27 protein-coding genes and 1 pseudogene are annotated in these 25,474 nt (G+C 43.2%); 12 read left to right on the top strand and 16 right to left on the bottom strand.

What is annotated here, in order from left to right:
* Positions 1-252, bottom strand: a pseudogene (locus tag ACFSCZ_RS09150) (IS21 family transposase); the annotation flags it as partial.
* A gap of 56 nt (positions 253-308) precedes the next feature.
* Between ACFSCZ_RS09150 and ACFSCZ_RS09145 the strand changes: the two are divergent.
* Positions 309-1,037, top strand: coding sequence for a YetF domain-containing protein (locus tag ACFSCZ_RS09145; RefSeq protein WP_380773605.1), 729 nt, complete (start codon positions 309-311; stop codon positions 1,035-1,037).
* 885 nt (positions 1,038-1,922) lie between these two features.
* Here the strand turns inward: ACFSCZ_RS09145 and ACFSCZ_RS09140 are convergent.
* The gene (locus ACFSCZ_RS09140; RefSeq protein WP_380773604.1) at positions 1,923-2,753 is read right to left on the bottom strand and encodes a PIN domain-containing protein; all 831 of its coding nucleotides are present in this window, start codon (positions 2,751-2,753) and stop codon (positions 1,923-1,925) included.
* 43 nt (positions 2,754-2,796) lie between these two features.
* Positions 2,797-3,093: a hypothetical protein gene (locus tag ACFSCZ_RS09135; RefSeq protein ID WP_380773603.1), complete on the bottom strand. Its 297-nt coding sequence runs from the start codon at positions 3,091-3,093 to the stop codon at positions 2,797-2,799.
* Between the two features lie 264 nt (positions 3,094-3,357).
* Here ACFSCZ_RS09135 and ACFSCZ_RS09130 point away from each other — a divergent pair, with 264 nt between their 5' ends.
* A complete protein-coding gene (locus ACFSCZ_RS09130) occupies positions 3,358-3,552 on the top strand; it encodes a hypothetical protein (protein ID WP_380773602.1) in 195 nt (64 codons plus the stop codon).
* Between the two features lie 396 nt (positions 3,553-3,948).
* Here the strand turns inward: ACFSCZ_RS09130 and ACFSCZ_RS09125 are convergent, their stop codons facing one another.
* Together ACFSCZ_RS09125 and ACFSCZ_RS09120 are read right to left on the bottom strand one after the other, a co-directional pair.
* Complete coding sequence (locus ACFSCZ_RS09125; RefSeq protein WP_380773601.1) at positions 3,949-5,166, bottom strand: YbfB/YjiJ family MFS transporter; 1,218 nt, start codon at positions 5,164-5,166, stop codon at positions 3,949-3,951.
* Positions 5,167-5,533: 367 nt separating this feature from the next.
* A complete protein-coding gene (locus tag ACFSCZ_RS09120; RefSeq protein ID WP_380773600.1) occupies positions 5,534-6,283 on the bottom strand; it encodes a class II aldolase/adducin family protein in 750 nt (249 codons plus the stop codon).
* Between the two features lie 263 nt (positions 6,284-6,546).
* Here ACFSCZ_RS09120 and ACFSCZ_RS09115 point away from each other — a divergent pair, with 263 nt between their 5' ends.
* Positions 6,547-7,029: a DUF2975 domain-containing protein gene (locus ACFSCZ_RS09115; protein WP_380773599.1), complete on the top strand. Its 483-nt coding sequence runs from the start codon at positions 6,547-6,549 to the stop codon at positions 7,027-7,029.
* 10 nt (positions 7,030-7,039) lie between these two features.
* On the top strand, positions 7,040-7,264 hold the full coding sequence (locus ACFSCZ_RS09110) for a helix-turn-helix domain-containing protein (protein WP_380773598.1): 225 nt from the start codon (positions 7,040-7,042) through the stop codon (positions 7,262-7,264).
* Positions 7,265-7,350: 86 nt separating this feature from the next.
* Here the strand turns inward: ACFSCZ_RS09110 and ACFSCZ_RS09105 are convergent, their stop codons facing one another.
* Positions 7,351-8,067: a 3-ketoacyl-ACP reductase gene (locus ACFSCZ_RS09105; RefSeq protein WP_380773596.1), complete on the bottom strand. Its 717-nt coding sequence runs from the start codon at positions 8,065-8,067 to the stop codon at positions 7,351-7,353.
* Positions 8,068-8,770: 703 nt separating this feature from the next.
* Entirely contained in the window at positions 8,771-9,577 is an 807-nt protein-coding gene (locus tag ACFSCZ_RS09100) for an RDD family protein (RefSeq protein WP_380773595.1), read from the bottom strand.
* A gap of 84 nt (positions 9,578-9,661) precedes the next feature.
* Between ACFSCZ_RS09100 and ACFSCZ_RS09095 the strand changes: the two genes are divergently transcribed.
* Positions 9,662-10,624 (top strand): stage II sporulation protein M, encoded by a 963-nt coding sequence (locus ACFSCZ_RS09095; protein ID WP_380773594.1) that lies wholly within the window; start codon positions 9,662-9,664, stop codon positions 10,622-10,624.
* 352 nt (positions 10,625-10,976) lie between these two features.
* Here ACFSCZ_RS09095 and ACFSCZ_RS09090 read toward each other — a convergent pair whose 3' ends face one another.
* The 7 genes from ACFSCZ_RS09090 to ACFSCZ_RS09060 all read right to left on the bottom strand — a co-directional run bounded on the left by ACFSCZ_RS09090 (position 10,977) and on the right by ACFSCZ_RS09060 (position 17,386).
* Positions 10,977-12,341 (bottom strand): DUF58 domain-containing protein, encoded by a 1,365-nt coding sequence (locus ACFSCZ_RS09090; protein WP_380773593.1) that lies wholly within the window; start codon positions 12,339-12,341, stop codon positions 10,977-10,979.
* Positions 12,289-13,218, bottom strand: a complete 930-nt coding sequence (locus ACFSCZ_RS09085) for an AAA family ATPase (RefSeq protein ID WP_380773592.1) — start codon at positions 13,216-13,218, stop codon at positions 12,289-12,291. The genes ACFSCZ_RS09090 and ACFSCZ_RS09085 overlap by 53 nt, the downstream gene beginning before the upstream one ends.
* Positions 13,215-14,345, bottom strand: a complete 1,131-nt coding sequence (locus tag ACFSCZ_RS09080; RefSeq protein WP_380773590.1) for a DUF4350 domain-containing protein — start codon at positions 14,343-14,345, stop codon at positions 13,215-13,217. Before ACFSCZ_RS09080 ends, ACFSCZ_RS09085 begins: the two co-directional genes overlap by 4 nt.
* A gap of 11 nt (positions 14,346-14,356) precedes the next feature.
* Positions 14,357-14,992 (bottom strand): DUF4129 domain-containing protein, encoded by a 636-nt coding sequence (locus ACFSCZ_RS09075; protein ID WP_380773589.1) that lies wholly within the window; start codon positions 14,990-14,992, stop codon positions 14,357-14,359.
* Positions 14,993-15,007: 15 nt separating this feature from the next.
* Complete coding sequence (locus tag ACFSCZ_RS09070) at positions 15,008-15,919, bottom strand: hypothetical protein (protein WP_380773588.1); 912 nt, start codon at positions 15,917-15,919, stop codon at positions 15,008-15,010.
* 89 nt (positions 15,920-16,008) lie between these two features.
* Positions 16,009-16,641, bottom strand: a complete 633-nt coding sequence (locus ACFSCZ_RS09065; protein WP_380773587.1) for a hypothetical protein — start codon at positions 16,639-16,641, stop codon at positions 16,009-16,011.
* Entirely contained in the window at positions 16,616-17,386 is a 771-nt protein-coding gene (locus ACFSCZ_RS09060; protein WP_380773586.1) for a MerR family transcriptional regulator, read from the bottom strand. Before ACFSCZ_RS09060 ends, ACFSCZ_RS09065 begins: the two co-directional genes overlap by 26 nt.
* A 170-nt stretch (positions 17,387-17,556) precedes the next feature.
* Here ACFSCZ_RS09060 and ACFSCZ_RS09055 point away from each other — a divergent pair, with 170 nt between their 5' ends.
* The 3 genes from ACFSCZ_RS09055 to ACFSCZ_RS09045 all read left to right on the top strand — a co-directional run bounded on the left by ACFSCZ_RS09055 (position 17,557) and on the right by ACFSCZ_RS09045 (position 20,823).
* Entirely contained in the window at positions 17,557-18,213 is a 657-nt protein-coding gene (locus tag ACFSCZ_RS09055) for an SIMPL domain-containing protein (RefSeq protein WP_380773585.1), read from the top strand.
* Positions 18,214-18,312: 99 nt separating this feature from the next.
* The gene (gene ilvA, locus ACFSCZ_RS09050; RefSeq protein WP_380773584.1) at positions 18,313-19,581 is read left to right on the top strand and encodes a threonine ammonia-lyase IlvA; all 1,269 of its coding nucleotides are present in this window, start codon (positions 18,313-18,315) and stop codon (positions 19,579-19,581) included.
* A 252-nt stretch (positions 19,582-19,833) separates the two neighbouring features.
* Positions 19,834-20,823, top strand: a complete 990-nt coding sequence (locus ACFSCZ_RS09045; RefSeq protein ID WP_380773582.1) for a nuclease-related domain-containing protein — start codon at positions 19,834-19,836, stop codon at positions 20,821-20,823.
* 106 nt (positions 20,824-20,929) lie between these two features.
* On the opposite strand, the gene ACFSCZ_RS09040 is transcribed toward ACFSCZ_RS09045, so the two are convergent.
* Both ACFSCZ_RS09040 and ACFSCZ_RS09035 read right to left on the bottom strand, forming a co-directional pair.
* Entirely contained in the window at positions 20,930-21,133 is a 204-nt protein-coding gene (locus ACFSCZ_RS09040; protein WP_380773581.1) for a hypothetical protein, read from the bottom strand.
* On the bottom strand, positions 21,130-21,321 hold the full coding sequence (locus ACFSCZ_RS09035; protein WP_380773580.1) for a hypothetical protein: 192 nt from the start codon (positions 21,319-21,321) through the stop codon (positions 21,130-21,132). The genes ACFSCZ_RS09040 and ACFSCZ_RS09035 overlap by 4 nt, the downstream gene beginning before the upstream one ends.
* A gap of 182 nt (positions 21,322-21,503) precedes the next feature.
* Between ACFSCZ_RS09035 and ACFSCZ_RS09030 the strand changes: the two genes are divergently transcribed.
* The 4 genes from ACFSCZ_RS09030 (at position 21,504) to menC (ending at position 25,466) form a co-directional block, all read left to right on the top strand.
* Positions 21,504-22,562 (top strand): C45 family autoproteolytic acyltransferase/hydolase, encoded by a 1,059-nt coding sequence (locus ACFSCZ_RS09030; RefSeq protein WP_380773579.1) that lies wholly within the window; start codon positions 21,504-21,506, stop codon positions 22,560-22,562.
* Positions 22,563-22,785: 223 nt separating this feature from the next.
* Complete coding sequence (locus tag ACFSCZ_RS09025) at positions 22,786-22,941, top strand: hypothetical protein (RefSeq protein ID WP_380773578.1); 156 nt, start codon at positions 22,786-22,788, stop codon at positions 22,939-22,941.
* 238 nt (positions 22,942-23,179) lie between these two features.
* A complete protein-coding gene (locus tag ACFSCZ_RS09020) occupies positions 23,180-24,337 on the top strand; it encodes a M20 peptidase aminoacylase family protein (RefSeq protein ID WP_380773577.1) in 1,158 nt (385 codons plus the stop codon).
* Complete coding sequence (gene menC / locus ACFSCZ_RS09015) at positions 24,327-25,466, top strand: o-succinylbenzoate synthase (RefSeq protein ID WP_380773609.1); 1,140 nt, start codon at positions 24,327-24,329, stop codon at positions 25,464-25,466. The genes ACFSCZ_RS09020 and menC overlap by 11 nt, the downstream gene beginning before the upstream one ends.
* The last annotated feature ends 8 nt before the right edge of the window (positions 25,467-25,474 follow it).

Raw genomic sequence — 25,474 nt, 5'->3', positions numbered from 1 at the left:
CTTGTTGGTCCTCCTTGACTTTCTCTTCAGCTTCTCATCTTCAGCGAGCCAGTCAGAGACAATCTCCCCCCATGGCTCTTCGTACATCATGCCGCTCTTCTTTTGAACATTTTCCTGGGGGACTTGATCGTAATCTGCATATTTCTTGGCAGTCCTCCAGTTGATTCCCAAAGTTTTGGCTATTTTATTGATAGAAAATGATTTCTGGTTCCTTAAAAGTTTGATACAATTGATTTCAGACATTGCCAGCATTCCTTTCGACCTCCACTGTGATTGATTCGACACCAACTACAGTAGAGAAGATTTGAATGGCTGGCAAGGTCTTTTTTCTTTTAAATAAAATGCAAAGTTATGTACGTTTATGTTTCATAACTCTGCACTTTTATTTTGCACTACACACACGGCTTATGGGTAGAAAAGAGATATCCCAAATGACCTTTTTTAATTTTGTCTCTGCCATTTCATTAGGTACATTAGGTGCTTCTTTTGCTATTGATTCATCCATAAGTATCACAAATGGATTCCTGGCATTAGCAGCATGGAGTGCTTTTACTATATTTATCGGCATCTTAGATATAAAGTTCCCAAAGTTTCGTTCAGCCATTGAGGGCCAGCCTAGAATACTTATTAAAAAAGGTCAAATCATGGAAAATGAACTTCGTAAAGTACGTTTAGACATTGATGCTTTACATGCTTTATTGCGAAAGAAAAATGTATTTTCCGTGTCTGATGTAGAATATGCCATTTTTGAAATAGATGGAACTCTTTCAGTTATGAAAAAAGAACCCAAGCAAGCCGTGACAAAGAGTGATATGAAAATAAATCAGACAACTGTTGATGTTTTTCCGATTTCTACATCTGTCATTAGCGATGGTAAAATTAAACAAGTGAACTTAGAAAAATTAAATTTGGACCAGCAATGGTTAGAAAGACAATTGAAACTTTCAGGTGTACAATCTGTATCCGAAGTTTTTTATGCTGAAATTCAAAAGGACGGTACACTGTATATTGATCTATACAATGATGTGCTTCATTGAATAAATAGCAACATTGCCCCCTTATTTACATCAGAGAAATGCGCGGAATTTTACAAAGTATTATGTAATTAAAGGAACAAAGAATGGCAAACACTTTTGAGCAAATCGCATAAGTTATGATACATAAAACATTGGAATTAGCTATGTGATCGTTAAGGAAGTAAGACCAGAATTACGAAAGGGTAAATCAAAATCCTTGGGGGCGGTACTGGTCTCCTTGGCTCAGAGTTATCAGACTTGGTAATTTCTGCATTGTTGGTGGATTCATCAAAGCAGATGTTGAAGATAGCAGAAGAAAAATTTCTCGCAGGGGAATAACAAACGGGCCGGGTGCTTTGTGCAGATTTTATCGAAGAACCCCCCCAATCTTAAAGCAGACATCATTGTCATGTCATTAGTCCTTCTATATATTCCGGATACCCTCAAAATTTTACATGAATGATATAACGTTCTCAATAACAGAGGAGAGTTAATGTATTATTGATTTCAATAAAAATGATCACGTGAAACATCTATAAGTCCATACGATTTGAGCATGAAAACCTGAAGAAGCTATTATTTGATACTGGCTTTACATCCATTAAGATGAAGATACTACCACGGTAATCGTATCTTTTTGAACCAAGTTGCATCCATGTTTATAGCCAAAGGTTAAAGTGACTGATTCAATCAGCGGGCTCGATGAGTAAGAAGGGTAAGAAGCACAGATAGACAATTGAGCATTTAAACCCTTGTGTTTTGTGTACCTGTTATGCAAAATATTTCACGCATAAATGAATGTCCAAATACATCTCCCAAGACAGAACTCATTTTTGAAACACAAAAAGACTACTCCGGCACAAAAGGTATGTTCACTCATCCTTTTTACAGAGTAGTCCTCCTTTCTTATGAGATATCCGCCACAGGCATTCCCACATTTCTTGCTATGATTCTTGCTCCTTTGTCATTGGAAAGGAACACAAGATTTGGGATGCCGTTTTCTCTTTCTTTCATATATGTACCAATGATTTTTTCATCCGGAGAGCCGCCAAGCCCATACTTTCTAATATCGTCCGTTTTTGGCGTCTTCAGTATTTTAAGCTGTCCGCGCTGCTGGAACTCTTCAATGATGTCAAAAGCAAGCTGCGCTTTTCTTCGTGTAAGCGGGTCATCATTCTTTTTCAGCCCATCCAATTCACTGAATACCATCATGCTCATATTTAAATGAAAATGTTCCTTTTCCATTAAATAGACGAGCAGATCCGGCTCATGCATTAAAATATTCGTATCAACACCAAATTGATGGTCGCCCTGGCCATACTTCTTGACTTTTTGGGCTTTTTTCATAATTTCGTTTGTCCGGTATTGCCTTTCTGCCCGCTTCTGCCCGGAATAAGCACTTGCCCCGGCATCAATGCTGATAAGAACAATCACACCAAAAATTATGAATGCCATTGTATCAGTTTCAGGCAGCAAGCCATTTTTATAAGATACGGCTAAAAACGGAATAATGGCTGCTGCAATAACCGCCTTGATGATCTGTCTGTTATAAGCCTGTCCAAAACCAAATCCGGCTAAAGACAGAATAAAAGATCGTGTACCGATCGGCCTCGATTTAAAGATTTTATGGTGGACCTTCCAAAAATAAAGAATAACCACCGCGTGTATAACTGTATAGTATCCAAGCCATACCGGCAAATCTTCCGTATAATCTCTCAGTAAATAGGTAATCCCCATCCCTCTGACTCCCTTCTAGATGCCATCTATCTCTTTAAATGTCTTAGTAGTGATGGTCGCTCCCATGGTCAATCCCGTGATAGACTTCATCCACCACAATATCCTGTCCCGGATTTAAATACGGATCGTGCATATCCCGGAGCATTTGATCGTCCATATGGGATTGATACACAAGGTCTTCGATATCGTCAGGGTAACTGCTCCCCGAAAATGAGCCTAAGGTGCTTCCCAGCATACCGGCTTTGTCCTGAAGCGCACTGTCCATCGCACGGGACATTAAGTCGGATTCCATTTGATTCCCATTCAAAACGTTAAACATTTTTTTAATAAATGTGATCATTCTTCCCACCCCTTTGTATGTAAAATATTCCAATTTCATTTTAGCAAACAAAAAGGATTTTTAACAGCAAAAATAAGCCATTTTACCCCGGACTATGGGATTACATCGTTTAATAGAAACAATGCCCTATAGTGAACAGCTCCCCAAGCGGTTTTTTTTTTCGTAACATAGGCATCCAATCAGCTACTTTGTGGCTGGAGATTACAGAATCCATCATAATGGAGGAAGAACAAACCTCACGATGACAAACAGGGGGACTTACAGATGAAAAAGTGGATCCTTCCATGGGCAGTTTGCATTCTATTGCTTCAATCGTGCGACATAGCCGGCAACAAGGAGGAAGTAAACAAAACAAAGGAGAAGGAAAATATGGAACGTTTGGAGGAACAACTGCTGAAGGCAGCAGAGCTTGGTGAAACAGATTCGGTCAAGCAATTGATTCAGGACGGATCCTATTAAGGATAATCAATCACTACAATTGATAATCACTAACATTCCTAACGGCAAAAAAACCCCTCCTGTTACCGTACCCAACAAAGATTTATTTTTAATCATTTTTCATTAAATCCGGCTAACAACCAGTTTTTTTTCAGCCGCTAAATATGCTGCAAGTAAAGAGCTTTACCAGTAACTAATAATCCGTATTTCCCTTTGTCACCTCCCAAGAGCCACTTATTTCTCATTACTATTTCTACAAATCTTATGATAATCTATAACATCGACCATTATGAGTCTGACTTAAAATAGAAAAAAGCGCTGGTCCCCTGTCCAGGAAAGCGCCGATAGTAGAAGTAGATAAGTATATGTCTTGTTGATCAATCAAGTGATTAATCGGTTCAGCCTTTACACCAATCTTTACCTTGGCGTAGCTTTATACATTGTCTCATTAAATTCTTCTGCTGATAGAGTTCTTAATTTTACCGACAATAACAAAGCTATTGTCAATAAAATAACGCAAAACCATAACGCAGCAGAAATCCCTCCAAGCTTGTCAACGAACATGCCCCCTAGACCCGGCCCGAGTACCTGTCCGCTTGCAAAAAAGATGGTGACATACCCCAAAGCAATAGGTACATACGATGGATGAACCTGTTCTGTCGAAAGTGCCTGGACAAGAGAAAGCATCCCAACATACGTAAACCCCCAGAGGAATTGACTAAATAAGAATCCAAAAAAGACCGGCAGCAAAATGGGAGTCATCATGGACAGCGCTCCCAAAAAAATAGTTAAACATAATGAAAATTTCCGCCCTATTTTATCGGAGACCGCTCCCCACACCGGTCCGCTGAAGATACTCACCAATCCTCCCAAAGCCATAATAGTGCCGGCTTGGCTTTCAACAACACCTGCTTCCAGAATGTAACTGAAAAAGAAGCTTTGCGGGATTAAATATGCAAACCCGATCAACCCATAAACCACAGCCACAAGTAAGACCCCTTTGTGAAAATAAACCTTCTTGAACAAAGATTCCTTCTGTTTTCCGCTGTTGCGCAATGGTACCGGGGGGTCTTTTAAGATTTTCAGTGTAACTAGCATGGTAAGAAATGATATCCCGCCAAACAGCAGCCATAGATAGCGCCAGCCATCAGCAAGAAACCAAGAATTGAATACTGGAGTAAGCAGGCTTGCAATAAGGGTTCCCAGCCCCATGCCGCATAACATAAGACCGATCATCAACCCCCTGTTATTTGGAAACCACCCCACAACAATGTTAACAAGAGGTGTATAGCCAAAAGCGGTTCCAACTCCCAGAGTTATCATACCAATAAGTAAAGCCACATAGCTCTCAGCACCAAATAAAACTGCACAGCCCATGGATAATAGTAAAAGTCCAAAAACGACGAGTGGTTTTGAACCCCACTTAGAGGCCATGATTCCAACAAGCAAAACCATAAGGAGATAGCCTATCGCCGTAGCAGTTCCAAGCATACCCGCCTGCTGATAGGATAAAGAGAGCTCTTCCTTCATAAAAGGCATAAGAATCCCATAGGACATCCTTCCGAATCCTGAGATGCAAATTGTGATGATGATACTGACTGTCCCATAAGTCCACATTCTTTGTCGCTGTTCCATAATCCACCCCGCCAATTTATGCAATTTACGAAAAGATTTTTAAGCCCTCCTTCTCAATAAGTAACAATTGTTCTAAATCTGCAGCCTGAACATTTCTTAATGCAATCATCGTGTCATTAACCCCTTTCCAAACTGGAGTCGATAAGTCATTATATTATGAAAATGAGCGCCTATTCTTTGTAGGAGGCTAGCCTTTTTTAGGATGACATCCTTAGTTTACAATCATTTCTTGTTCTATACCGGATGATCATAAGATAAGGTAGTCAATAAAATAAAAAGTCCAAACTCATTCGAATTCTACCAGAGAATTTCGAAACATCGTTCGGACGTTTTCCGTAAATAAAGCGTTGAGTTCACAGTTGCAAGATTAATCCAAGAAATCAGGCTGCTCCGCCACAATGCGGTCCCAAAGGGGCTTGAACATGCCTCTGGCCGCCTCCGGATTGCCTTCCTGCTTATATGTGATCTCTGCGTATTTTTCATCGATTTCAATTGGATTCCCGATCGCATGGGCGTACACATGCTCCCTGCAGGCCCTTTCCATTAAAATAAACCACCAGGCAGCCTCTTCTACACTATGACCAACCGTCAATAAGCCGTGGTTTCTTAAGATTGTAGCTTTATAATTTCCTAGAGCATCAGCAATCCGCTCACCTTCAGATTTCTCTAAAACGACCCCTGTATAATCATCGAAGATACTGTGATCTTTGTAGAATGCACAGGAATCTTGAGTCAACGGCTGAAGGAGCTTGCCGGTAGTGGACCAAATCTGTCCGTAAGTCGTGTGCGCATGAGCCGCAGCAATGGCGTCTGGTCTGGCTTTATGAACAGCCGAATGAATAACCAATGCAGCTGCGTTGACGTCATAATCACCTTCAACTACTTCGCCTTTGTCATTTGCCAAAACCAAATCGGACACTTTGATTTGGCTGAAATGTACACGATAAGGGTTCACCCAGAAATGATCAGGATATTCCGGATCTCTGGCAGTAATGTGGCCCGCTTCTCCATGGTCAAAGCCAAATTTGGAAAACAGCCTGAAGGCAGCAGCCAATCGCTCTTTTCTATATTGTCTTTCTTCTTCAATCGTACGAGTTGTCTCAGCAATCGCTTCCATTTTATGTCCCCCTGCTCTATGAAGTAAAAAATTGCACGTCTCTGTTAATACTAACCTATGTTTCTGATTTTGCCAAGAACTGATTTGATTTTCTACTTTTAAAATAGTACAACATTTTGTTAACGACTCAGTATATCCCGCCCCTAGCAGGCATAATTATCACTTTCCAATAATAATATAATTTAATTCAATAAATATTTATTGAATATCGATAAGTATTATCTTAAAATTAAGGTTGATAAACATGAAGTGAGGTGCTTAGGATGAAACGAGGGTCAACCCTATTTTTAAAGTTAGCGATTTTTGTCATTGGAACTCCCGTTCTTGCTTTTTGTATATTTATGATACCTGTAATCGCAAGGAATGTAAGGGAAGGCATTTCAGGATGGGATTATGTCATACTTGGCATTCTCCTAATTATGTATGGATCAGCCATACCCTTTTACATGGCGTTATATCAGGCATTTCAACTGTTAAGTTATATTGACAAGAACCAAGCGTTCTCGGAACTTTCGGTAATAGCTTTAAAGAAGATAAAAAATTGTGCCATCACCATCAGCGGTATGTATGTAATCGGCTTGCCGCTTTTCTATATCTTTGCGGAGCTGGATGACGCCCCGGGTGTCATCATTATTGGGATGATGCTTGTTTTTGCCCCAATGGTGATTGCAGTCTTTGCCGCTGTCCTTCAAAGGCTTTTACAAGAAGCCATCCATATAAAATCAGAAAATGATTTAACAGTTTGAGGTGAAAAAGATGGCGATTATCATCAATCTAGATGTGATGCTGGCTAAAAGAAAAATGAGTGTTACGGAACTTTCTGAAAAGGTAGGAATTACGATGTCCAATCTTTCCATTTTAAAAAATGGAAAGGCAAAGGCGATTCGTTTTTCAACATTAGAGGCGATTTGTAAGGCTTTGGATTGCCAGCCCGGGGATATTCTTGAATATCGAAGTGATGGTGACACTCAAGGTTCATAAAGAATATATTATTCAAATACAAAAAGGATAGATGAAACATATCTGTTCATCTACCCTTCCTCTGGATGACCGGCTGAAATATGTAATTATGGGTTTGTCGACCACAAACCTGCTTCCTTGAGGAAGACGCGCCGGTTGAGCTTCAGCTGAGCAACCATAAGCTCTGCAAGATCTTCCGGCTGCATGACTTTTTCCGGGTTCCCGTCTGTCAAGTTTTCTGCAAAAGCCAGGTCAGTAGCAACCGTACTTGGTGTCAAGGCTGATACACGGATATTGTATTTTCTGGCTTCCTGCATAATGGATTCTGTTAAACCCAATACGGCAAACTTGGAAGCACTGTAAGCACTCATCACCGGGCCGCCTTTCTGGCCGGCGGTAGAAGAAATATTGATAATATCTCCCGTTTTCCTTTCCATCATATCCGGCAGAACTTCTCTTGTCACATAGTAGGTTCCCATCAGATTAACATCGATGATTTTTTTAAATTCCTCCGGTGAAAGTTCCAGGATCTTGCCAAACTTGGCAATTCCCGCATTGTTGATCAAAATGTCAATTGAACCGAGATCTGATTGTACGTGCTCAACTGCTGATTTGACTGCCGCAGGATCTGACACATCTGCCACCGCCACGGTCACTTTGACATCGAATTCCTGAAGTTCTTTTGCCACTTTCTCAAGATGATCGAACGTTCTTCCGACAAGCCCCACGTTGATTCCTTCCCTGGCAAAAGCCAAGGCTGTTGCCCGTCCGATCCCTCTGCCGGCTCCCGTAATCAAAGCATTTTTTCCTTGTAGATTTTGCATATCCACTTCTCCTTTTTACACTGCTTTTGCCTAACGATGCAAATTCAACGCAAGAATACTATGGTACGTCTCTCAGGTCAAGTATTCCACCTGAGCAGAAGAAAATCCACTTCCTGCCTGAATGACAAAAAGGGGATTTTATATTTTTGGGGCATAAAAACATTTATGATTTAATGTAGTTGAACCCTTCTTAAGAGGATCACCCATTGTCAGACCTGATACACTTTGGCTTCGTCTATTTAATGGTTGGGTCCAGTTGAACCGGACAGTTGCCGGCAAATTACTTTCCCTTTTCAGCCAAACAATCTGTAAGACTGCTGTTCAAGTTAATTACAACCTTTAAAAAGTTGGAATAGATCACGGATTGCTGAACAGATGGATAAGCGGAGATCATACAAAAGGACTCTCTTAATAAAGAGAGCCAGGGAAAAACCATTTCATGAAAGCGCTTTATAAATTCATGAAACTAAGAAAGAAGTGATAAATCCAACGCTAAATTCAAGAAAAAGGCAGTGTGTATAATGGCAAAAATGAGTCCATTCTTTGTAGTTTTGTTCATAAAAATTATCACTCCTTTTTTTGGGTGTTTTTAGTATATATTAAAACAGGAGTTTTTGTAAACGTTTTCTTTAATTTTTTTCTGTACTTTTTCAATCTATTAAAAAGGAGGAAGAAGAACAATTATTCTCTCCCTCACACTCACCTACGATTCATACTCCCATTCATCTCTCAGTTTTACGTATAACGCTAACAATGTGCCCTCAAGCTCGGCCATACTTTTTCCCGTTGTCTCCCATCCAAATTTTGGAAATACCACTTCCGCAACTTTCCTTGTGATCTCCTCACGTTCACTGGCAGGCAGTTGCCATAAGCGGCTGCTGTAAGTACGGATCAAATCCCAATCCTGTGCACGAATGGATCGTAAAGTCAGCGGTTCAACAGGAAGATCATTTTTGGATATTCCTCTTTTATGAATCTCTTTTTCTATGAGTGAAAGCTTTCTGTTACTTTTTGCTTTCCGTTCGTGCACCACAATGGTTCCAGCAGCGAGATCCCCAATTCTTTTATGCTTTGAATGAAAAAAGATCATCAGCATCCCCAGCAAATAACTGGCAGGCAGCTGGTCAATGATTCGAAGGAAGTTTCGGATGAAACTTGAAAGCAGTGTCAGGCTGTGTCCATTTTCTTGAATAACGCGAATGCCCAGGACTCTTTTTCCAATCGTTTTACCTCCAAAGAAATATTCCATGAAGACAAAGTAACCCCAGTTTGCGATAAATACGATGATAATGGCTGCACCCAATATGATGGAGTTTACTTCATTCTCCAATCCGGAAAAGGAAGCATCCCTGCCCAGCAAAACGAATAAAATAATGATGACCACAAGATTAAACGAGGTCAGAATAAGCTGATCCAGCAATTGGGCCGCGATCCTGCTTCCAAGGCCGGCCAGCTGAAATTGTATAGAAACATACTCCGGCGTTTTAATGCCGATCTGGTCTTTATCCATCAAAATCACTTCCTTCTTTGAGGTGTATCTCATTCTCCGGCATGCTACTATATAGAGAGTACGTGATGAGAGGTGATAGGCCGCATGAATACAAATCAATTTATTCAAATGCACCGTGAGGACTGGAAGGAGCTGGAACAGCTTCATGCTCTGATGCGTAAGCGCAAAAATGTTTCAGGAGCTTCAGTTGATCGGTTTTACCGGCTCTATCAAAAGGCTGTACAAAATCTCTCATACGCTCAAACTTACTTACCGCATGAGGAGGTCACATTTTATTTAAATGGACTCGTCTCCAAATCTCATAATGTTTTATACAGAGATCAAATGTCCAGCATGCAGCAAGTTCGCCATTTTTTCAGCACGGTCTTTATCCGGCTCCTTTGGGGACAGTGGAAATTTGTTGCAGCAGCATTTGCGCTTTTTACATTCGGTTTTATTGGCAGCTATATCGCTGTACTGCAGGATCCGCAGAATATATATGCTATTCTCCCGCCGGACATTGCCTACGGGGTTGACCCTGATGCATTGGGCAGTGCGGATAGCCAGTGGAATTCCTCAATCATGTCCGCCAACATCATGACAAACAATATCCAAGTGGCGATACTGGCTTTTGCCGGCGGTATCACCTTCGGCTTGCTGACCGTCTATGTCCTCATATATAACGGAATCATCGTCGGAGCGCTTGCCGCCCTGTTTTGGAGCCATGGAAAAGCATATGAATTTTGGGCATATATCGTTCCTCACGGGATGATCGAGCTTACAGCGATATTCATTGCGGGCGGTGCAGGACTGTTGATGGGATACAAACTATTTGTGCCGGGATCTTTTTCTAGAGGCCACCAATTAAAGGTGAACGCCAAACGATCTATCCAGCTGCTGCTTGGAACGGTTCCCCTGTTCATTATCGCCGGAGTGATCGAAGGCTTTATTACACCGGCAGCTCTCCCGCTTGAAGCCAAATACTTCTTTGCTGTGCTGACCGTTCTGGGATTGGTATTTTACATAATTGTCGGAAAAAGACGCTACTTGCGTGAAAGCGGGGGCTGAGCCCCCATTTTGACCGCGTGGACAATACGCAGCGGTGTTGGACAGTATTACTGATCATGCGGACAGTATCCCTGTTTCAGCGGATAGTATTTTATGAAATTCAGACATTATTTTACTATTCTGCAGACAGTACCTGCTTACGATGGATAGTATTTCATCTTACTCGGCTAGTATTATCGAAACGGCTGACAGTATTTCAGTTCGTTGACAGTATTTCTGAAGATCGGACAGTATTTCCTATTCTGCGGACAATCTGCTGACGAACGGATAGTATTTCATCTTACTCGGACAGGACTGAATCCACGTCAAACAGGAGCGTTATAACCCGTTCGGACACTTCACCCGGCCATATCTACAAAAGATTCCGGTTCATCATATCTATATAATAGGAAACCGCTGCTGATGCCAGTTTTCCCTCCTCTGTTTCGACCATAAGCAGTCCCCGGCTTTCCCAATTAGCCTTTTCTCTCTTTTGAAACAGCATCTGCTGTTGGGCAATACTTTTGATCATTGCCTGCTCCACATGATTCGGCCTTTCGCTAATCCGCCTTTGAACCGCTTCGTCTTTTACACCGATCATGAAGAACACATGCCTTCTCCTGATTTTCATCAAATGATCCAGCATGCTTTCCTCATACAAAAATGCCCGAATATCACTGAACAACAGGAGAAGACTGCGTTTTTTCTGCATGGTCTCCAAAAATGAAAAAACGGCTCCATAATTTGATTCGACCGGATCGGCCTGGACAGAATAGATAGTCTTTAAGATTAACTGTAAGTGTTCCATCCCTTTCGCAGGCGGCACATAACCCTTTACCCCTTTTGAAAACACAAGGACGGAGACGTAATCACCTTTTTTCAGTGCAGCGGCTGCTACCGTCATGGCCGCTTCCAATGAGCGTTCCAAGCGGTTTCCCTTTTTCAATTCGGCGCCCATCATTCTTCCGCAATCCAATAAAATCGTAATATATTTTCCGTGCTCCGGTTCATATTCATTGGTCATGACTTCTTGGAGTTTGGCTGTCTGTCTCCAGTTAATCATGCGCGGGTCATCCCCCGCTGCATATTTTCGGATCTGGGCAAACTCTCCCGAGCCGCTGGAATATTTGCGGATTTTTTCCCCTTCGTGCAATAAAAATTTCTGTGCATCCTGCAGGTAATGCTTCGTTTCCGTCATGTCGGGGATGACTTTCACTTCTTGCGGGATTTCCACAGTTATTTGTTTTTCCCAGAGCCCCCATACACTTTGGTAGCGAAAATACAGCTTGTTCACCGCGTAATCCCCCCTGACAGACGCACGAGTATTGTAGGAGGCTTGGGTGACCGCTCTTTTTTCTCCTTTTCCGACAACCGGAAACGGACGAAGAAATGATTGCGGCAGATCATCGACAAATGCATAGGAAAAAGGATACTCTGAGCGATTCTCCACTTGCATGTGGATCGTATAAGGCAGCCCGCGTTCCCATTCATCCGGCAGGGTTCTCATCAAGCTTAACTCTTCTTTCCTCGGAGAAAAAAATACATCTGCCAAACTGGCGGCTAAAATGAAAAGATTCATTATAATGATGACCGGCCAAGAGATAGGTAAAAATCCTCCAAGCAAAACAAAAAAAACAGAGATTCCCAGGTAAATCCACAGGAGCCGCTTCGTTGGCAATATCCCTCTATCTTGGAACAGGAACCGAGCCCACAAGTTCTTCAATGACTTGGTCAACATTTCCTCCCTCCAATTCCACATGCGGAGATAATTGAATCCTGTGTCTGAGAGATGGTTTCGCCACCATTTTCACATCATCCGGAGTGACATAATCCCGGCCGTCCAAATAAGCCCAGGATTTAGCCGCTTTACCCATCGATATCGCAGCCCTAGTACTGGCGCCAAACCGGATTGTCTCGGTTTCCCTTGTTCTTCTGACAATATGCGTCATATATTCCAATATCGTATCGTTAACCGTTACCTGCTCGATCTCCCTTCTGATCTGTAAAAATTGATCCATGCTGATCACTGGCTCTGCTTCAGAAGCAGAAAAGCTGTTGGCCAATACAAGCTTCAAAACATCTTTTTCCTCTTCAAAAGCAGGAAAGTCTATCAACAGCTTAAACAGAAAACGATCTTGCTGTGCTTCCGGCAGCGGATAAGTACCTTCAAATTCAATCGGGTTTTGTGTAGCCACTACGAAAAACACCTCGTCCAGCGGGTAGGTAGTCCCTTGGATCGTGACCTGTTTTTCTTCCATGGCTTCCAATAGGGCAGCCTGCGTTTTGGCAGGTGTCCGGTTAATTTCATCGGCCAGTAAAATGTTGGTGAAGATGGGGCCTTTCAAGGTTTCAAAAGAACCTTCTTTTACGTTGTAAATGACACTTCCGGTAATATCACTCGGAAGGAGATCCGGTGTAAATTGGATGCGGTTGAACCTGCCGCCCAATAGTTTGGCAAGTGTACGGACCATGGCTGTTTTACCCGTACCCGGCACCCCTTCTATCAGGACATGGCCTCCTGCCAGAATGGCAGAAAGCAAGAGCCGGAGATTCATTCCCTGTCCAAGAATCCGTTCTTCGTATTTTTCCAGCAGCTTTACGATTTGCGTGTTCATTGTTCTTCCACCACTTTCCTCATCCTGTCAATTTGTTTTGACCAGAATATATACTCCTGTTTACTCAGCCTGTCTTTATTCAATACTTCCGTTAACCCATTCGTAAAAGAATCAATCTCCTTTTGGTCAATTCGGCCGCGGCTTCTTTTGATCAAACCGGAAACAGAGCTCCACCCCTCCTGGTATGGTATATGCCATCTTTCTTGTAAAACAAATTTTAAGTAGTCCGCCTGAATGGCAACCGAGTCATGATAGAGGCGGCTTCTCTTATACCAGGCAGCCAGTGCGCGAATCCCCTCATCGCTGAAACGCACGGTTGCTTCTCTCGGCCTGTATATTGGCCCGAACCGCTTCCCCTGATGCCAAAGCCAAAGGATCAGGAGGAGGGCCCCTTGAAACATCACAAGCAAAAACCACATCGGATAAACATGCATGACCTTTGCAGCACCCTGCGGCTGATGGACATATTCATCAAACAACAGATGATCGCTGCCCGCCTCATTGAACAAGGAAACCAAAAGGGGGACATGATCATCTGTTAAGAGGTTCCTATTCATCAGCCATTCAGGAAACATTGAAACAATTAACTTCCCTTTGCCGACCGGGCGCTCAAGAGCCATGGTTCCGGCATCATCATAAATCAGAATGTCATCTCCCTGATCAGTCTGCAGCCGGCTTCCATAGGACACTTGCGCTTGACGGCTGATGTCTTGCCGGTCATAAACCAAACCTTCTTCTGGTTCAGCTGCTGTAACGGGGTTGGTCTTGATATCAAACATCCCTTGCGGATTGTTCTTAAACAGTATGAGGGTATGGCCGGCTTTCATAAATTCTTCGTAAGCTTCCATTTCTTCGCTTTTGGGAGGTAACTGCGGTTCAATCATGACAAGGACCTTCCTGCCATCTCCGTCCGCCAATTTGCCGGGCGGCTTATTCCACCTTTTTACTGATTCTGCTTCTTCTTTTACATATGTATAGAAGGCTTTCGTGCCTGTTGGAGAGGGGGAATCAGACACATAGTCCAAATATGCGGCGGGCTGTTTGGACTGCAGAACATACCCTGCAGCCAAGAAACAGACAAGAAGAATGACAAGCGTGATCCATGTTCTTTTTCCTGATCTTTGCAATCTTCCGCCCCCTATCTTTCTATAGACGTGTGCGGCTCTTCCAGCCGTTCCATCACTTTTTTTCGAAATGGTTCAAAATCCTCTTTATCGAGTTCTCGTTTACCGTATGTTACTTCATCAAATATACGTGCCAATTGGTAAAATTGGCCGGCCCATTCGCTGTTGGACCTTTTTAATTCATCATAATACTCCCAGTTCGTTTTCCAAACTCTGGCTTCCAGCCACTTTTGCTGATGAGAATACAGAAGTAACGCCAAAAACAAGTGGCGGGCAGCCATGGAGTATTCCTTCTCACTTTCCTGCTTGAAAGCTTCCGACAGATGCCTGCCATACGTCCATTCAAGTTCCTGATTGGTGAACGGAGACCGGTCCTTATATTTTCTGGATCTGTGCGTCTGGCGGATCAGCCAGTACACAGCAGCCCCCAAAAGGAGGAGGACCAGTATCATCATCCCCGCCAGAACGGGCCCGGAGGCCGCGCTGGCAGCCTCAGAAGAAGAAAAAAGTTTTTCCAGCTGACTGGCTATCCATTCCTTGGCACTTTCCCACCACACTTGAAGAAAACTTTTTTCTTCCTGATACGCGGTGTATTCCGCCCTGCTTAAAATGTCCTCCAACCGCTGTCTTGCCTGGTCGGCATCTAACATGAGCCATCACCTAACTTAAATTTTTGGGGCTTGATAGTCATCGATCATTGCTTTTAGGTCATCCGCATCGTACCGAAGTTTTGCATCAAAATACATCACAGCATAGCCCACCGTAAAAATCAGGGTTGTGAAGATACTGACGAAATTAATAATGAGGGAAAGCAAAACACTGTTACCAAGCAGCATGCCAAACGTCATTTCCATCGCGACGCTGATCGCCATCACAATGAGCGAAAACACAATATAAAGTCCGAACAGAACCCATGTCCGCCCTCTCGTCAGCATCCAGCTTCTGTTTAGTCCCGGCGTGTCCTCCTTAAATACGACAGAGCCAAAATAAAGGCTCCAGCGGGTAAGCAGCAAACCCATTCCGATACCAAAGCCAATAAAAAGCAAGATGGCCGATATAATCCCAAATGCCGGATCAATGAACGCACCAAAGATGCCGGCAAGCACAGTGATAATTAAAGGAACGATAAATAAAGCAAATGCAATGATCCCATATAATATCGTGCTTCCCAGCATCGGCCCATACCGGGAAAATGCCTGCTTGATGACAGATCCAACTGTATAACTTTCTCCTTTTCTCACACGGTCAATGGCAATCATGATGGCTGCCCCGGCAACAGGAGCCAGGAAGAGCATGATAAAACCAACCAGCGCGATCCCCAAATCACCCGCCACATTCACGGGCTGCTGTGTTTCGTCAAAGCTGTTCACCATTTGGTCAAACCAGTTGTCTCCCGTTCCGACTTCCCTGAAAAAACTAACTCCGGAAGCCCATTGCACAAGCGCCTGCAGCAAATATACAGGCCCCATAAAAATGAGTAAAATCAAGAAAAAGTCTTTAAAATGCGTCTTGCTTAAACTAAATGTATGATCCAGAATCTGTCCAAACCCTTTCGGTCTGCTAAACTTCTCTTCCATTACTTTATCATCCTTCCTAAAAAACCCATATCGCTTATTTTAACATTATTCCTATGGTTATGAATTCGAAAAGAAAAAAGAGCATCGATTTATGATGCCCTTCTTGGAAATACAAAATATGAAACTGTAATAACCGTATCAATGATTAAAATAAGTGTCCAGACGCCTGTGATCTTCCCGAGAACCGGATCTGCAAACCATCCATTTTCAATGGTGCTTCCAAGCATATCACCCAAATTCTTATCTCCTGCAAGGTGGCTGAATCCGCGAAAATCCACAAAGAAACTCATAACAATCATCACGGCAGCAAACATCAGCACATGTTTCATAAGATCTTTCCCTTGTTTGATTGCATATGCCATGCCGTATAACTTCATGCTGTTTTGATCCTCATGAAGAGGCTCGCCTTTCACTTTCTTAATCTTTCTTTTTACCCAGCGGTCAAGATTTTTCATATCATTTCTTCCAAATGTCAACGCATAAAACAAGAAAATCAGAATGACTACTTGAAAGGTGTCAAATGTCCCGGTATGCCTGTAATCCAATATACCAAGCACCAAAAGCCAGACATCACTGAAAATCCAGACCAAAATAAAATATTTGCTTAGTTGTTCCCGCCCAAACGCATACCTGATCACAAAAAACCCAAGAAGGCTTACCCAAAAAATGATCTCGCCCAATATTAGAAAAAGCCACTTATACTGAAGAATCCATTCCGTCATGTTCTTTGCCCCTTTCCTGTTCGTATACCGCAAAGGCCTGATCCAAAAACTGCAATAAGTTTTTATCCAGCGGATACCAGCCGAGCTTAAGTGACTTTTCCGGTGATTTCCGTACATCCCACAGCTGCTGCTGAAGCAATTCATCATCGCCGAACAAAGCTGTGGATTTCATCCAAATTTCCCTTATAATCTCTTGAACCTTCGCCGACTCCGGAGGCAGGTCAATCATCTGCTGGACTTCCACTAATAAACGAATCCATTCTTTTGTCTCTTCATTGTCATCATTGACATTCGGAAGCTTTGCCCGGATTTCTTCGGCATGGTTTCCAAACATTTGCTGCGAAAGCTGTTTCATTTCAGCTTGACCGGCCTGCTGATATTGAAGCATCTCTATAATGAGGGACCAGTTCAGCTTTCCTTCCATTGAATAAGAATGCAGGAGTCCCACTACATCTCTCTCCATTTTCTTTAAAACCTGCTGTTCCGAACGGATCCAGCGGAGCTGTTTTTCCAAGTGGCCGGCAATGTCCGCTTCTCCTTCAAGCATCGTCTTGATCTCTTTTAAGGAAAAACCTGCTTTTTTTAAAAATTGAATTTGCTGAAGCCTGAAAATCTCTTTTTCATTATATGTTCTGTGCCCGCCTTTCGTGGTTCCGGAAGGGGTCAATAAACCAATAGAATCATAGTACCTCAAGGTTCTTGTTGTTACACTAGCTTTTTTAGCCAATTGGCTGATTGTAATCAACGCAAGCCCCCCTTTACATCTACCACAAGTATACAAGTTTACGTTACGTCAACTTCAATTATTTTTTAAACGGTTTGAACTTCTGCCCGGCATTCTTTTTTAAACAAGGTTGTTTTATACTTATATTCATCATAATTATGAAACTAAACAATGGAAAGCGGTGAATATTCATGTACTATCCACCTGCGTACAGAACGGTGAAAAGCAAGCCAAAAGTCATAAAAGTAACAGGTGAAGGAAGGCTCTCGGTGGAGCCTGATCGGGCAGAAGTCAGATTCGGAGTGTCAGTCGAACGGCAGGCGCTGGCTGAAGCGCAAAGAGAAAACGCCAATATGGTCTCTGCCATTAAAAAGGGGTTGAACCGCGCAGGGATTCCACCGGAAGAAATAAAAACGGTCGATTACTCGATCTATCCCCAACACGATTACAACCAGGGAAAGAAGCACTTTAGAAATTATAAAGTGGAGCACATGCTCCTGATTACGCTAACAGATATCGACCGCACAGGCCCTTTTGTCGATACAGTTGTACAAAACGGAGCCAATGTGGTGCCGAGCATCACTTTTTCAGTATCCGACTATGATCATCACTACCGGCAGTCATTGACACTGGCTATACAGAATGCCAGGGGCAAGGCGGAAACCATTGCTAAGACCATGGGATTACAGCTGGAAAAATCCCCTCTATCTGTTGCGGAAGGGACAGGTGAAGAGGTGATTCCGATTCAGACCCAGGCGTTTGCTGTCAGTGAAAGCCCCACGGATATCCAGCCCGGAGCATTGGAAATCATCAGCCACGTAATCATCGAATATACTTATACGGTGTAAATGTTTCCTCCAAAATGTTTTGAATACTCGTGTGTAATTTTTGTCCCATTCATGTTATAATATAGAAATGTTTATACCAAACCGGAGGGTGAATGAGCCATGAATACTACGGAGGAAAAAACAAAAACCTTGAATTTGGAAGATATTCTCATTGCACATCAGTCTTTAAAAGATGTAGTGGCACATACACCTTTGCAAAAAAACGAGCGGTTATCTGAGAAATATGATTGCCAAGTGTATGTGAAAAGAGAAGATCTGCAGCACGTACGCTCATTTAAGCTTCGTGGTGCTTACTATAAAATCAAAGCGGTGGAGCAGGAAGCACAAAAAAGCGGAGTCGTTTGTGCCAGTGCCGGCAACCATGCCCAGGGCGTTGCGTACGCATGCGCCCACCTTGGAATTGAAGGAACCATTTTTATGCCGCAAACGACGCCAACGCAAAAAATAAACCAGGTAAAAATGTTTGGCCGGGACCATATCGAAATCATACTTACCGGTGATACATTTGACGAATGCTCTGCTGAAGCGAATGAATATTCGGAAAAAGAAGGATGCATTTTTATTCATCCCTTTGATGACCTGGACATTATTGCCGGCCAGGGAACAGTCGCTATCGAGATTATGAATGATGTTCATGCTCCTGTTGATTTTGTCTTCGGCAGTATCGGCGGCGGCGGACTGATGGCGGGATTAAGCACATATATTAAAAATGTATCGCCGCACACCAAAATGATTGGTGTGGAGCCGGCAGGCGCTTTGAGCATGAAAGCAGCGCTGGAAAACAATGCCGTCACCCCGCTTCCTTCCATTGATAAATTTGTTGATGGCGCTGCGGTTCAATGTGCCGGCCAGAAAACATTTGAACTTTGTAAAAAATATGTCGATGATATTGTGTCCGTTCCGGAAGGAAAAGTCTGTACTTCTATTTTAGACCTGTACAACGAACATGCTATTGTTGCTGAGCCGGCAGGCGCCCTCCCTATCGCAGCCCTGGACTTTTACAAAGAAGAAATTAAAGGAAAAACGGTTGTCTGTGTGCTGAGCGGCGGAAACAACGACATCAGCAGAATGCAGGAAATTAAAGAAAAATCGTTGATGTATGAAGGATTACTCTATTACTTCATCGTTAACTTCCCGCAACGCGCAGGTGCATTAAGAGAATTTTTGGATGAAGTATTGGGTCCAGATGACGACATCACTACTTTTGAATATACGAAGAAAAACAACAAGGAAAGAGGGCCAGGCCTGGTCGGCATTGAACTGAAGCGCCGTGAGGACTATGCCGGACTCATCGAACGGATGAAAAAAAGCAACATTTCTTACACAGAAGTCAATAAGGACAGTACGCTGTTCCATTTATTGATCTGAGATCAATGAAAAAGCGCCCTTCGGGGGCGTTTTTTTTTGGATGTTATTGAGTTCGGTAAGGCAGATCGGATGAAATTTATGGTGACATTACCGGACCACGTATCTAGGTGAAGATCCGACTGTGAATCCACGAGGACATCGAGACAATGAAGAGCCTGGATGCGATACCGGAACCAAGCCTTAGCTTTTTATGAAGGATTTTTACGAATCATGTAGAAAGCCTTCTTTAACCGAATAAAAAGGAGTGATTGAATGATAGTAAAGACACGCGATCCGGATGAAAAAGTTTTAAAACTAGAAGCTTTAATACGACGATTACCTCGTCATCACTTAAAGTTAGCCGATTTAAAATCTGAGTTAGCTAACCGGCGTTCTGGAATCCGTGGAGAAAAATCCATTGATTACCATTTAACTTTTTTACCGGACAAGGAATATTATATTTTACATGATTTACGCCTGCAAAACGGACTCGGCTATTATTTTCAAATGGATACCCTGATTCTTTCCCCTTATTTTATGACTTTGTTGGAAATTAATAACTATAGTGGACATATTGTTTTGGATCATACATTTGAGCAACTTATTCAATTTACAAATCATGGAGACAAAAGAGTTTTACCAAATCCTATTCCGCAATTAAACCGGCAAGAAGCTCAATTGAAAAGCTGGCTTGCCTCCCGCAAGTTTAACTTACCGCCTATAGAACCCCTCGCGGTAATGAGCAACCCCTCAGCATTTATAGAATCCAGGAACAATACCCCTTTTTCTCAGCAAATCATCCATAGCTATAGTATTGATTCCAAAATCAAAGAATTTCAAAATAAATATCATAAGGAGATTTTCTCTAAAAATACCATCTATGCATTAACAAAGCTCTTCATGAACAAACATACCCCAGGAAGCTATCATCCACTTCGTGAATTCCAAATCTCGGTAAGAGAGATTTTAAAAGGCGTCCATTGTCCAAAATGCTCTTTTTTACCTATGAATCGTACACACGGAACATGGACATGCCCTTCTTGTAAAGGTGTATCAAAAAATGCCCATATCGCTGCATTAGCTGACTATATTTTACTAATCGGAGATACTATAACAAATCCGCAAATGCAAGAGTTTCTTCAATTGCCAAATCGGCACGTAGTTCACCGGTTGCTCAGTGAATTGAAATTAAAACATGAGGGTGGTACCAGATACAGAAAATACCTTCTACCCTACTCCTTAATTCCTTTACAAAATAAATAAGACTTATTTTGATGTTTCGGTTAGGGAATCCGGAGCTCAGTTTGAACAGTGGTTTCGCGCTTTGGATCCCGGTTTCGCGCTTTGTACCGCGGTTTCGCGCTTTGAATCACGGTTTCGCGCTTTGGATCCCGGTTTCGCGCTTTGAATCACGAGTTCGCGCTTTGAACCGCGGTTTCGCGCTTTGAATCCTGGTTACGCGCTTTGAACCGCGGTTTCGCGCTTTGAATCGCGGTTTCGCGCTTTGGATCCCGGTTTCGCGCTTTGGATCCCGGTTTCGCGCTTTGAATCCCGGTTTCGCGCTTTGAATCACGGTTTCGCGCTTTGAATCACGGTTTCGCGCTTTGGATCCCGGTTTCGCGCTTTGAATCGCGGTTTCGCGCTTTGAATCATGGTTTCGCGCTTTGGATCCCGGTTTCGCGCTTTGTACCGCGGTTTCGCGCTTTGAATCACAAGTTTGCTCTTTGTACCGCGGTTTCGCGCTTTGTACCGCGGTTTCACGCTTTGGATCTCGGTTTCGCGCTTTGGATCCCGGTTTCGCGCTTTGGATCCCGAGTTCGCGCTTTAAACCGCAACTGCCATTTATACAAAGACCACTAGTACTATCTGCAAACCCATTGCCTTGCCCACTCCCTTCCCATAAAATAAGCCTAAATACGTTTCCATAAGAAAAGGAGCCCGTTATGAAAAAAATCTATAGTGAAGTCATACAATTCCGCGGTTCTCATTTTGATTTCGGCATGTTGCAGGGACAGCTGTTAAAGGATTCTCTGACAGTTATAAATAGGGAAAATCAATGGAAAGTACGCAGGCCGCGATTCAACATAGATGCGCACGAAGTGAAAATGGCTATTACCCCGATTGCACCTGGAATTTGGGATGAGCTTCTTGGCCTTCAGGAAGCGCTGGAATGGCCAATTGAGCGTGTTTTGACAGAATTTGGGGGCTATCGTCTGGAAATCCCCCGTTCCGGGTGCTCGATTGTGACAGGGGATGGATACATGATCAGAAATTATGATTATCACCCGAAAACGTACGAAGGCAGATATGTATTTTTTCAGCCAAAACAGCATGGTTATGCGACGGTAGGGCCGAGCCAGAGGATTACCGGACGATCAGATGGATTAAACGAAAAAGGCCTCGCCATGGGATACAATTTTATGAACCGAAAGAATCCGAAGGACGGTTTTATTTGCGGAATGATCGGCAGGTTGATCCTGGAGACATGCGCTGATGTCCAGGAAGCCGTCGCTCTTTTACAAGAAATCCCGCACCGCCACTCGTTCAGCTATATTGTGTATGACAAAAGCGGCGAGACTTACATAGTGGAGGCGACTCCCAGAGAAGTAACCGTCAGGCAATCCCAAGTGTGTACAAACCATTTTGAAGTGCTGAAACACGAAAACCGCCACCACCTTACAGATTCTCAGAGAAGACTGAAGACCATTCGAAACAATCCCTCCTCTGATGCCTATGAAGCTTTTCGCCTGCTGAATGATACGGACAAAGGAGTTTTTTCTGATTTGTACAGCAGTTGGGCCGGGACCATTCACACTTCTGCATACTTTCCAAAAGACATGAAGACATGGATGGCTTTGGGAGGAGATCAGGAGCCGACAGAATTTGATTTTGGAGCCTGGCTGGATGGTCTGCCGATCCGCACCCGGCAAATTACCGGGGAAGTCAAAACCGACATCCCTTTTGTGCATATGGATGAGAACGCTGATTGGTTTAGAAGATAGGGCAGTAAAGCATGAAGGAGACCCAATCAGGACCAGGAGCTCAAGCCCCTGAGGCACATGTTTTAAAACGCTTCCTAAAGGGGCTCTTTTGCCCGGTGGGTCAAAGATATAACAAACTGATTACAAACATGTTTAGGAACTGTCACCAAAGGATAAAGGAATTATATATATTTTGTGACCGACTCGCCAAGTAAATGATGAAAAAATGACCGGAGGGCACCTTATGGCGATTACAGAAGAAAACCAATTGTTTCTACGAGAGATGCGCCGTCTGCTGACTGATTATGAGCGCTTTCCTTCCCATAAAAAAGCGGAAATTATGGAAGACGTTATCATTCTTGCACATGCTTTACGTGAAAAACATCATACCAGCTTATAGTTCCCCGGACTTTCCCTTTCCAACTATAAGAACCGGCCATGATTTGTACTATTTCTATTTCCCCTGTACGTCCATCGAGTTGATTCCCTTTATTGACAAGCCTATAATTTATAATAGAAAGAGAATTTATGGGGTTTTACATGAAACAATAGACTGTTTCAGCGGACAGGGACTTACATGATTTTTCTTCATAAGATACATTAATTCAAATAATGATTTAAGAAAGGAATCAACAGGCATGCAAGATGAACAGTTTAGGCAGGATGTGCTGGATACGTTTGAGTATTTGCATACACATCCTGAAATTAGTTGGGAAGAGAAGAACACCAGCCGCTTTATTCAAGAGCAGCTTGAAAAAGCAGGCTGCAAAGTAACGACGTTCAGTGACTGTACGGGCGTTATTGCCGATTTCGGCGAGGTGTCAAAAGGCAAGCCTGTCATCGCCATCCGTGCCGATATGGATGCCCTGTGGCAGGAGGTGGACGGAACTTTTCAGGCCAACCACTCATGCGGCCATGATGCACATATGACGATGGTGCTGGGCGCCTTATGGACATTGGCTGAGGATCCTTCCATCAAGGAGCGGGTTACTGTAAGATTTATTTTTCAGCCGGCTGAAGAGGTCGGTGACGGAGCTCTAAAAATGGTTGAAAAAGGCGCTGTAGACGATGTGGATTATTTATTTGGCATCCATTTGCGGCCTGTTCAGGAAGCTTCGGACGGATATGCCACACCAGCAATTATTCACGGGGCCGCTGCTTCCATTGAATGTGAGATTATTGGAGATGACGCCCACGGAGCAAGACCTCACCTGACGAATAATGCCATTGATGTAGGAACTCATATCGTAAATGCGATTAACGCGATCCACTTGGACCCTTCTGTACCACATTCAGTAAAAGTAACAAAGTTTCAGGCTGGGGGAAAGAGCGTCAACATTATTCCGGGTCAAGCGTCACTGGCCTTCGATTTACGTGCACAGACAAATAAGCATATGGAATTGTTGAAGGAAAAGGTCCATGACACTTTGAAGGCAACGGAACAGCTGTATCAGACCAGCATTCATGTAACAAAGGAATACGGCATTGCCGCTGCAGAGGTATCCCCCGAAGCGGAGGATATTTCAAGAATGGCGATTTCGAAAGTTTTGGGAGCTGACCGCACAATGGAACCGATTGTTACACCCGGCGGAGATGACTTCCATTTTTACACCATTAAAAAGCCTGAACTAAAAGCGACCATGGTCGGGCTTGGATGCGACCTGAAGCCCGGACTTCACCATCCGCAGATGACCTTTAATCGTGAAGCCATGTTCAATGGGATTAAAATTATCGCCGAGATAGTTAAAGTGATTGCCGAAAAGGAGAGAGTACGCGTTGAAACCAATTCACATTAAAGAAGTGGTCCTCCACACAGTAAAAATGAAATTAGTGGCCCCTTTTACAACAAGCTTTGGAACGTTCAATGAAAAACACATTTGCCTTGTAGAAGCAATTGATGAATCAGGGATTTCCGGCTGGGGGGAAACGACAGCCAGCGACGAGCCTTATTACAACGAAGAGACAACCTATACGACGGTTTACATGTTGAAGAATTTCTTTATTCCGAGGGTGATTCATCAAACGATTAAACATCCTATGGATGTCCATGACATGCTTACGTTTGTCAGAAGGAATCAAATAGCAAAATCAGCAATAGAAACAGCGATTTGGGACTTGTTTGCCAAGAAAAATGACATCTCCTTGGCTGAATTGATCGGTGGTACAAAAACCGAGATTGAAGTCGGAAAAAGTATCGGCATCCAGGCTTCTCCTGAAAAGCTGGCGGAAAAAGTCGGTGATTATGTGGATGAAGGTTTTAGAAAGATTAAAGTAAAGATAGCACCGGGTGAGGATCTCGAATATATTGATGCCGTTCGAAAGAAGTTTCCGGACATCCCTTTAATGGCTGATGCGAATTCCGCTTATACGCTGGATGATATCGATCATTTAAAAAAGCTGGATCCCTATAATCTCATGATGATTGAGCAGCCGCTCGCCCATGATGATATTATTGACCATGCCACTTTGCAAAAAGAAATTCAGACGCCCATCTGCCTGGACGAAAGCGTCCATAGCCTGGAAGATGCTCGAAAAGCCATCCAGCTGGGCAGCTGCCGGATCATTAATGTGAAAATCGGACGCGTCGGAGGACTCGGCGAAGCGATACGCATCCATAACCTTTGCCAGGATAATGGTGTTCCAGTATGGTGCGGCGGCATGCTGGAAACAGGGATCGGCCGTGCTCACAACATTGCCTTGACCTCCCTTTCCAATTTTACCATTCCGGGAGATACCGCTCCGTCTTCCCACTACTGGGACGAAGACATTATTGAGCCGGAAGTCACGATGGATCAAGGAATCATTCAGGTTCAAAAAGGACCCGGTATCGGATTTGACATCAATCGGGAGAAATTGGAGCAGCTGACGGTTGAAAAAGAAAGCATCACAACGGCCGACACACCGCATCCAATCCCAACAGCATAAAACCAAAA

This window comes from Siminovitchia sediminis (assembly GCF_042680885.1).
GTDB classification, from domain to species: Bacteria; Bacillota; Bacilli; order Bacillales; family Bacillaceae_C; genus Siminovitchia; species Siminovitchia sediminis.
This window is presented reverse-complemented; position numbering and strand designations above follow the sequence as displayed.

Coding starts and splice junctions, on each gene's coding strand:
- ACFSCZ_RS09025 (WP_380773578.1), top strand. CDS start 22,786: ATGGCGATTACAGAAGAAAACCAATTGTTTCTACGAGAGATGCGCCGT.
- ACFSCZ_RS09130 (WP_380773602.1), top strand. CDS start 3,358: ATGAAAAAGTGGATCCTTCCATGGGCAGTTTGCATTCTATTGCTTCAA.
- ACFSCZ_RS09135 (WP_380773603.1), bottom strand. CDS start 3,093: ATGATCACATTTATTAAAAAAATGTTTAACGTTTTGAATGGGAATCAA.
- ACFSCZ_RS09030 (WP_380773579.1), top strand. CDS start 21,504: ATGAAAAAAATCTATAGTGAAGTCATACAATTCCGCGGTTCTCATTTT.
- ACFSCZ_RS09055 (WP_380773585.1), top strand. CDS start 17,557: ATGTACTATCCACCTGCGTACAGAACGGTGAAAAGCAAGCCAAAAGTC.
- ACFSCZ_RS09120 (WP_380773600.1), bottom strand. CDS start 6,283: ATGGAAGCGATTGCTGAGACAACTCGTACGATTGAAGAAGAAAGACAA.
- ACFSCZ_RS09065 (WP_380773587.1), bottom strand. CDS start 16,641: ATGACGGAATGGATTCTTCAGTATAAGTGGCTTTTTCTAATATTGGGC.
- ACFSCZ_RS09110 (WP_380773598.1), top strand. CDS start 7,040: ATGGCGATTATCATCAATCTAGATGTGATGCTGGCTAAAAGAAAAATG.
- ACFSCZ_RS09145 (WP_380773605.1), top strand. CDS start 309: ATGGCTGGCAAGGTCTTTTTTCTTTTAAATAAAATGCAAAGTTATGTA.
- ACFSCZ_RS09140 (WP_380773604.1), bottom strand. CDS start 2,753: ATGGGGATTACCTATTTACTGAGAGATTATACGGAAGATTTGCCGGTA.
- ACFSCZ_RS09045 (WP_380773582.1), top strand. CDS start 19,834: ATGATAGTAAAGACACGCGATCCGGATGAAAAAGTTTTAAAACTAGAA.
- ACFSCZ_RS09125 (WP_380773601.1), bottom strand. CDS start 5,166: ATGGAACAGCGACAAAGAATGTGGACTTATGGGACAGTCAGTATCATC.
- ACFSCZ_RS09105 (WP_380773596.1), bottom strand. CDS start 8,067: ATGCAAAATCTACAAGGAAAAAATGCTTTGATTACGGGAGCCGGCAGA.
- ACFSCZ_RS09100 (WP_380773595.1), bottom strand. CDS start 9,577: ATGGATAAAGACCAGATCGGCATTAAAACGCCGGAGTATGTTTCTATA.
- ACFSCZ_RS09090 (WP_380773593.1), bottom strand. CDS start 12,341: ATGTTGACCAAGTCATTGAAGAACTTGTGGGCTCGGTTCCTGTTCCAA.
- ACFSCZ_RS09075 (WP_380773589.1), bottom strand. CDS start 14,992: ATGTTAGATGCCGACCAGGCAAGACAGCGGTTGGAGGACATTTTAAGC.
- ACFSCZ_RS09085 (WP_380773592.1), bottom strand. CDS start 13,218: ATGAACACGCAAATCGTAAAGCTGCTGGAAAAATACGAAGAACGGATT.
- ACFSCZ_RS09115 (WP_380773599.1), top strand. CDS start 6,547: ATGAAACGAGGGTCAACCCTATTTTTAAAGTTAGCGATTTTTGTCATT.
- ilvA (WP_380773584.1), top strand. CDS start 18,313: ATGAATACTACGGAGGAAAAAACAAAAACCTTGAATTTGGAAGATATT.
- ACFSCZ_RS09020 (WP_380773577.1), top strand. CDS start 23,180: ATGCAAGATGAACAGTTTAGGCAGGATGTGCTGGATACGTTTGAGTAT.
- ACFSCZ_RS09070 (WP_380773588.1), bottom strand. CDS start 15,919: ATGGAAGAGAAGTTTAGCAGACCGAAAGGGTTTGGACAGATTCTGGAT.
- ACFSCZ_RS09095 (WP_380773594.1), top strand. CDS start 9,662: ATGAATACAAATCAATTTATTCAAATGCACCGTGAGGACTGGAAGGAG.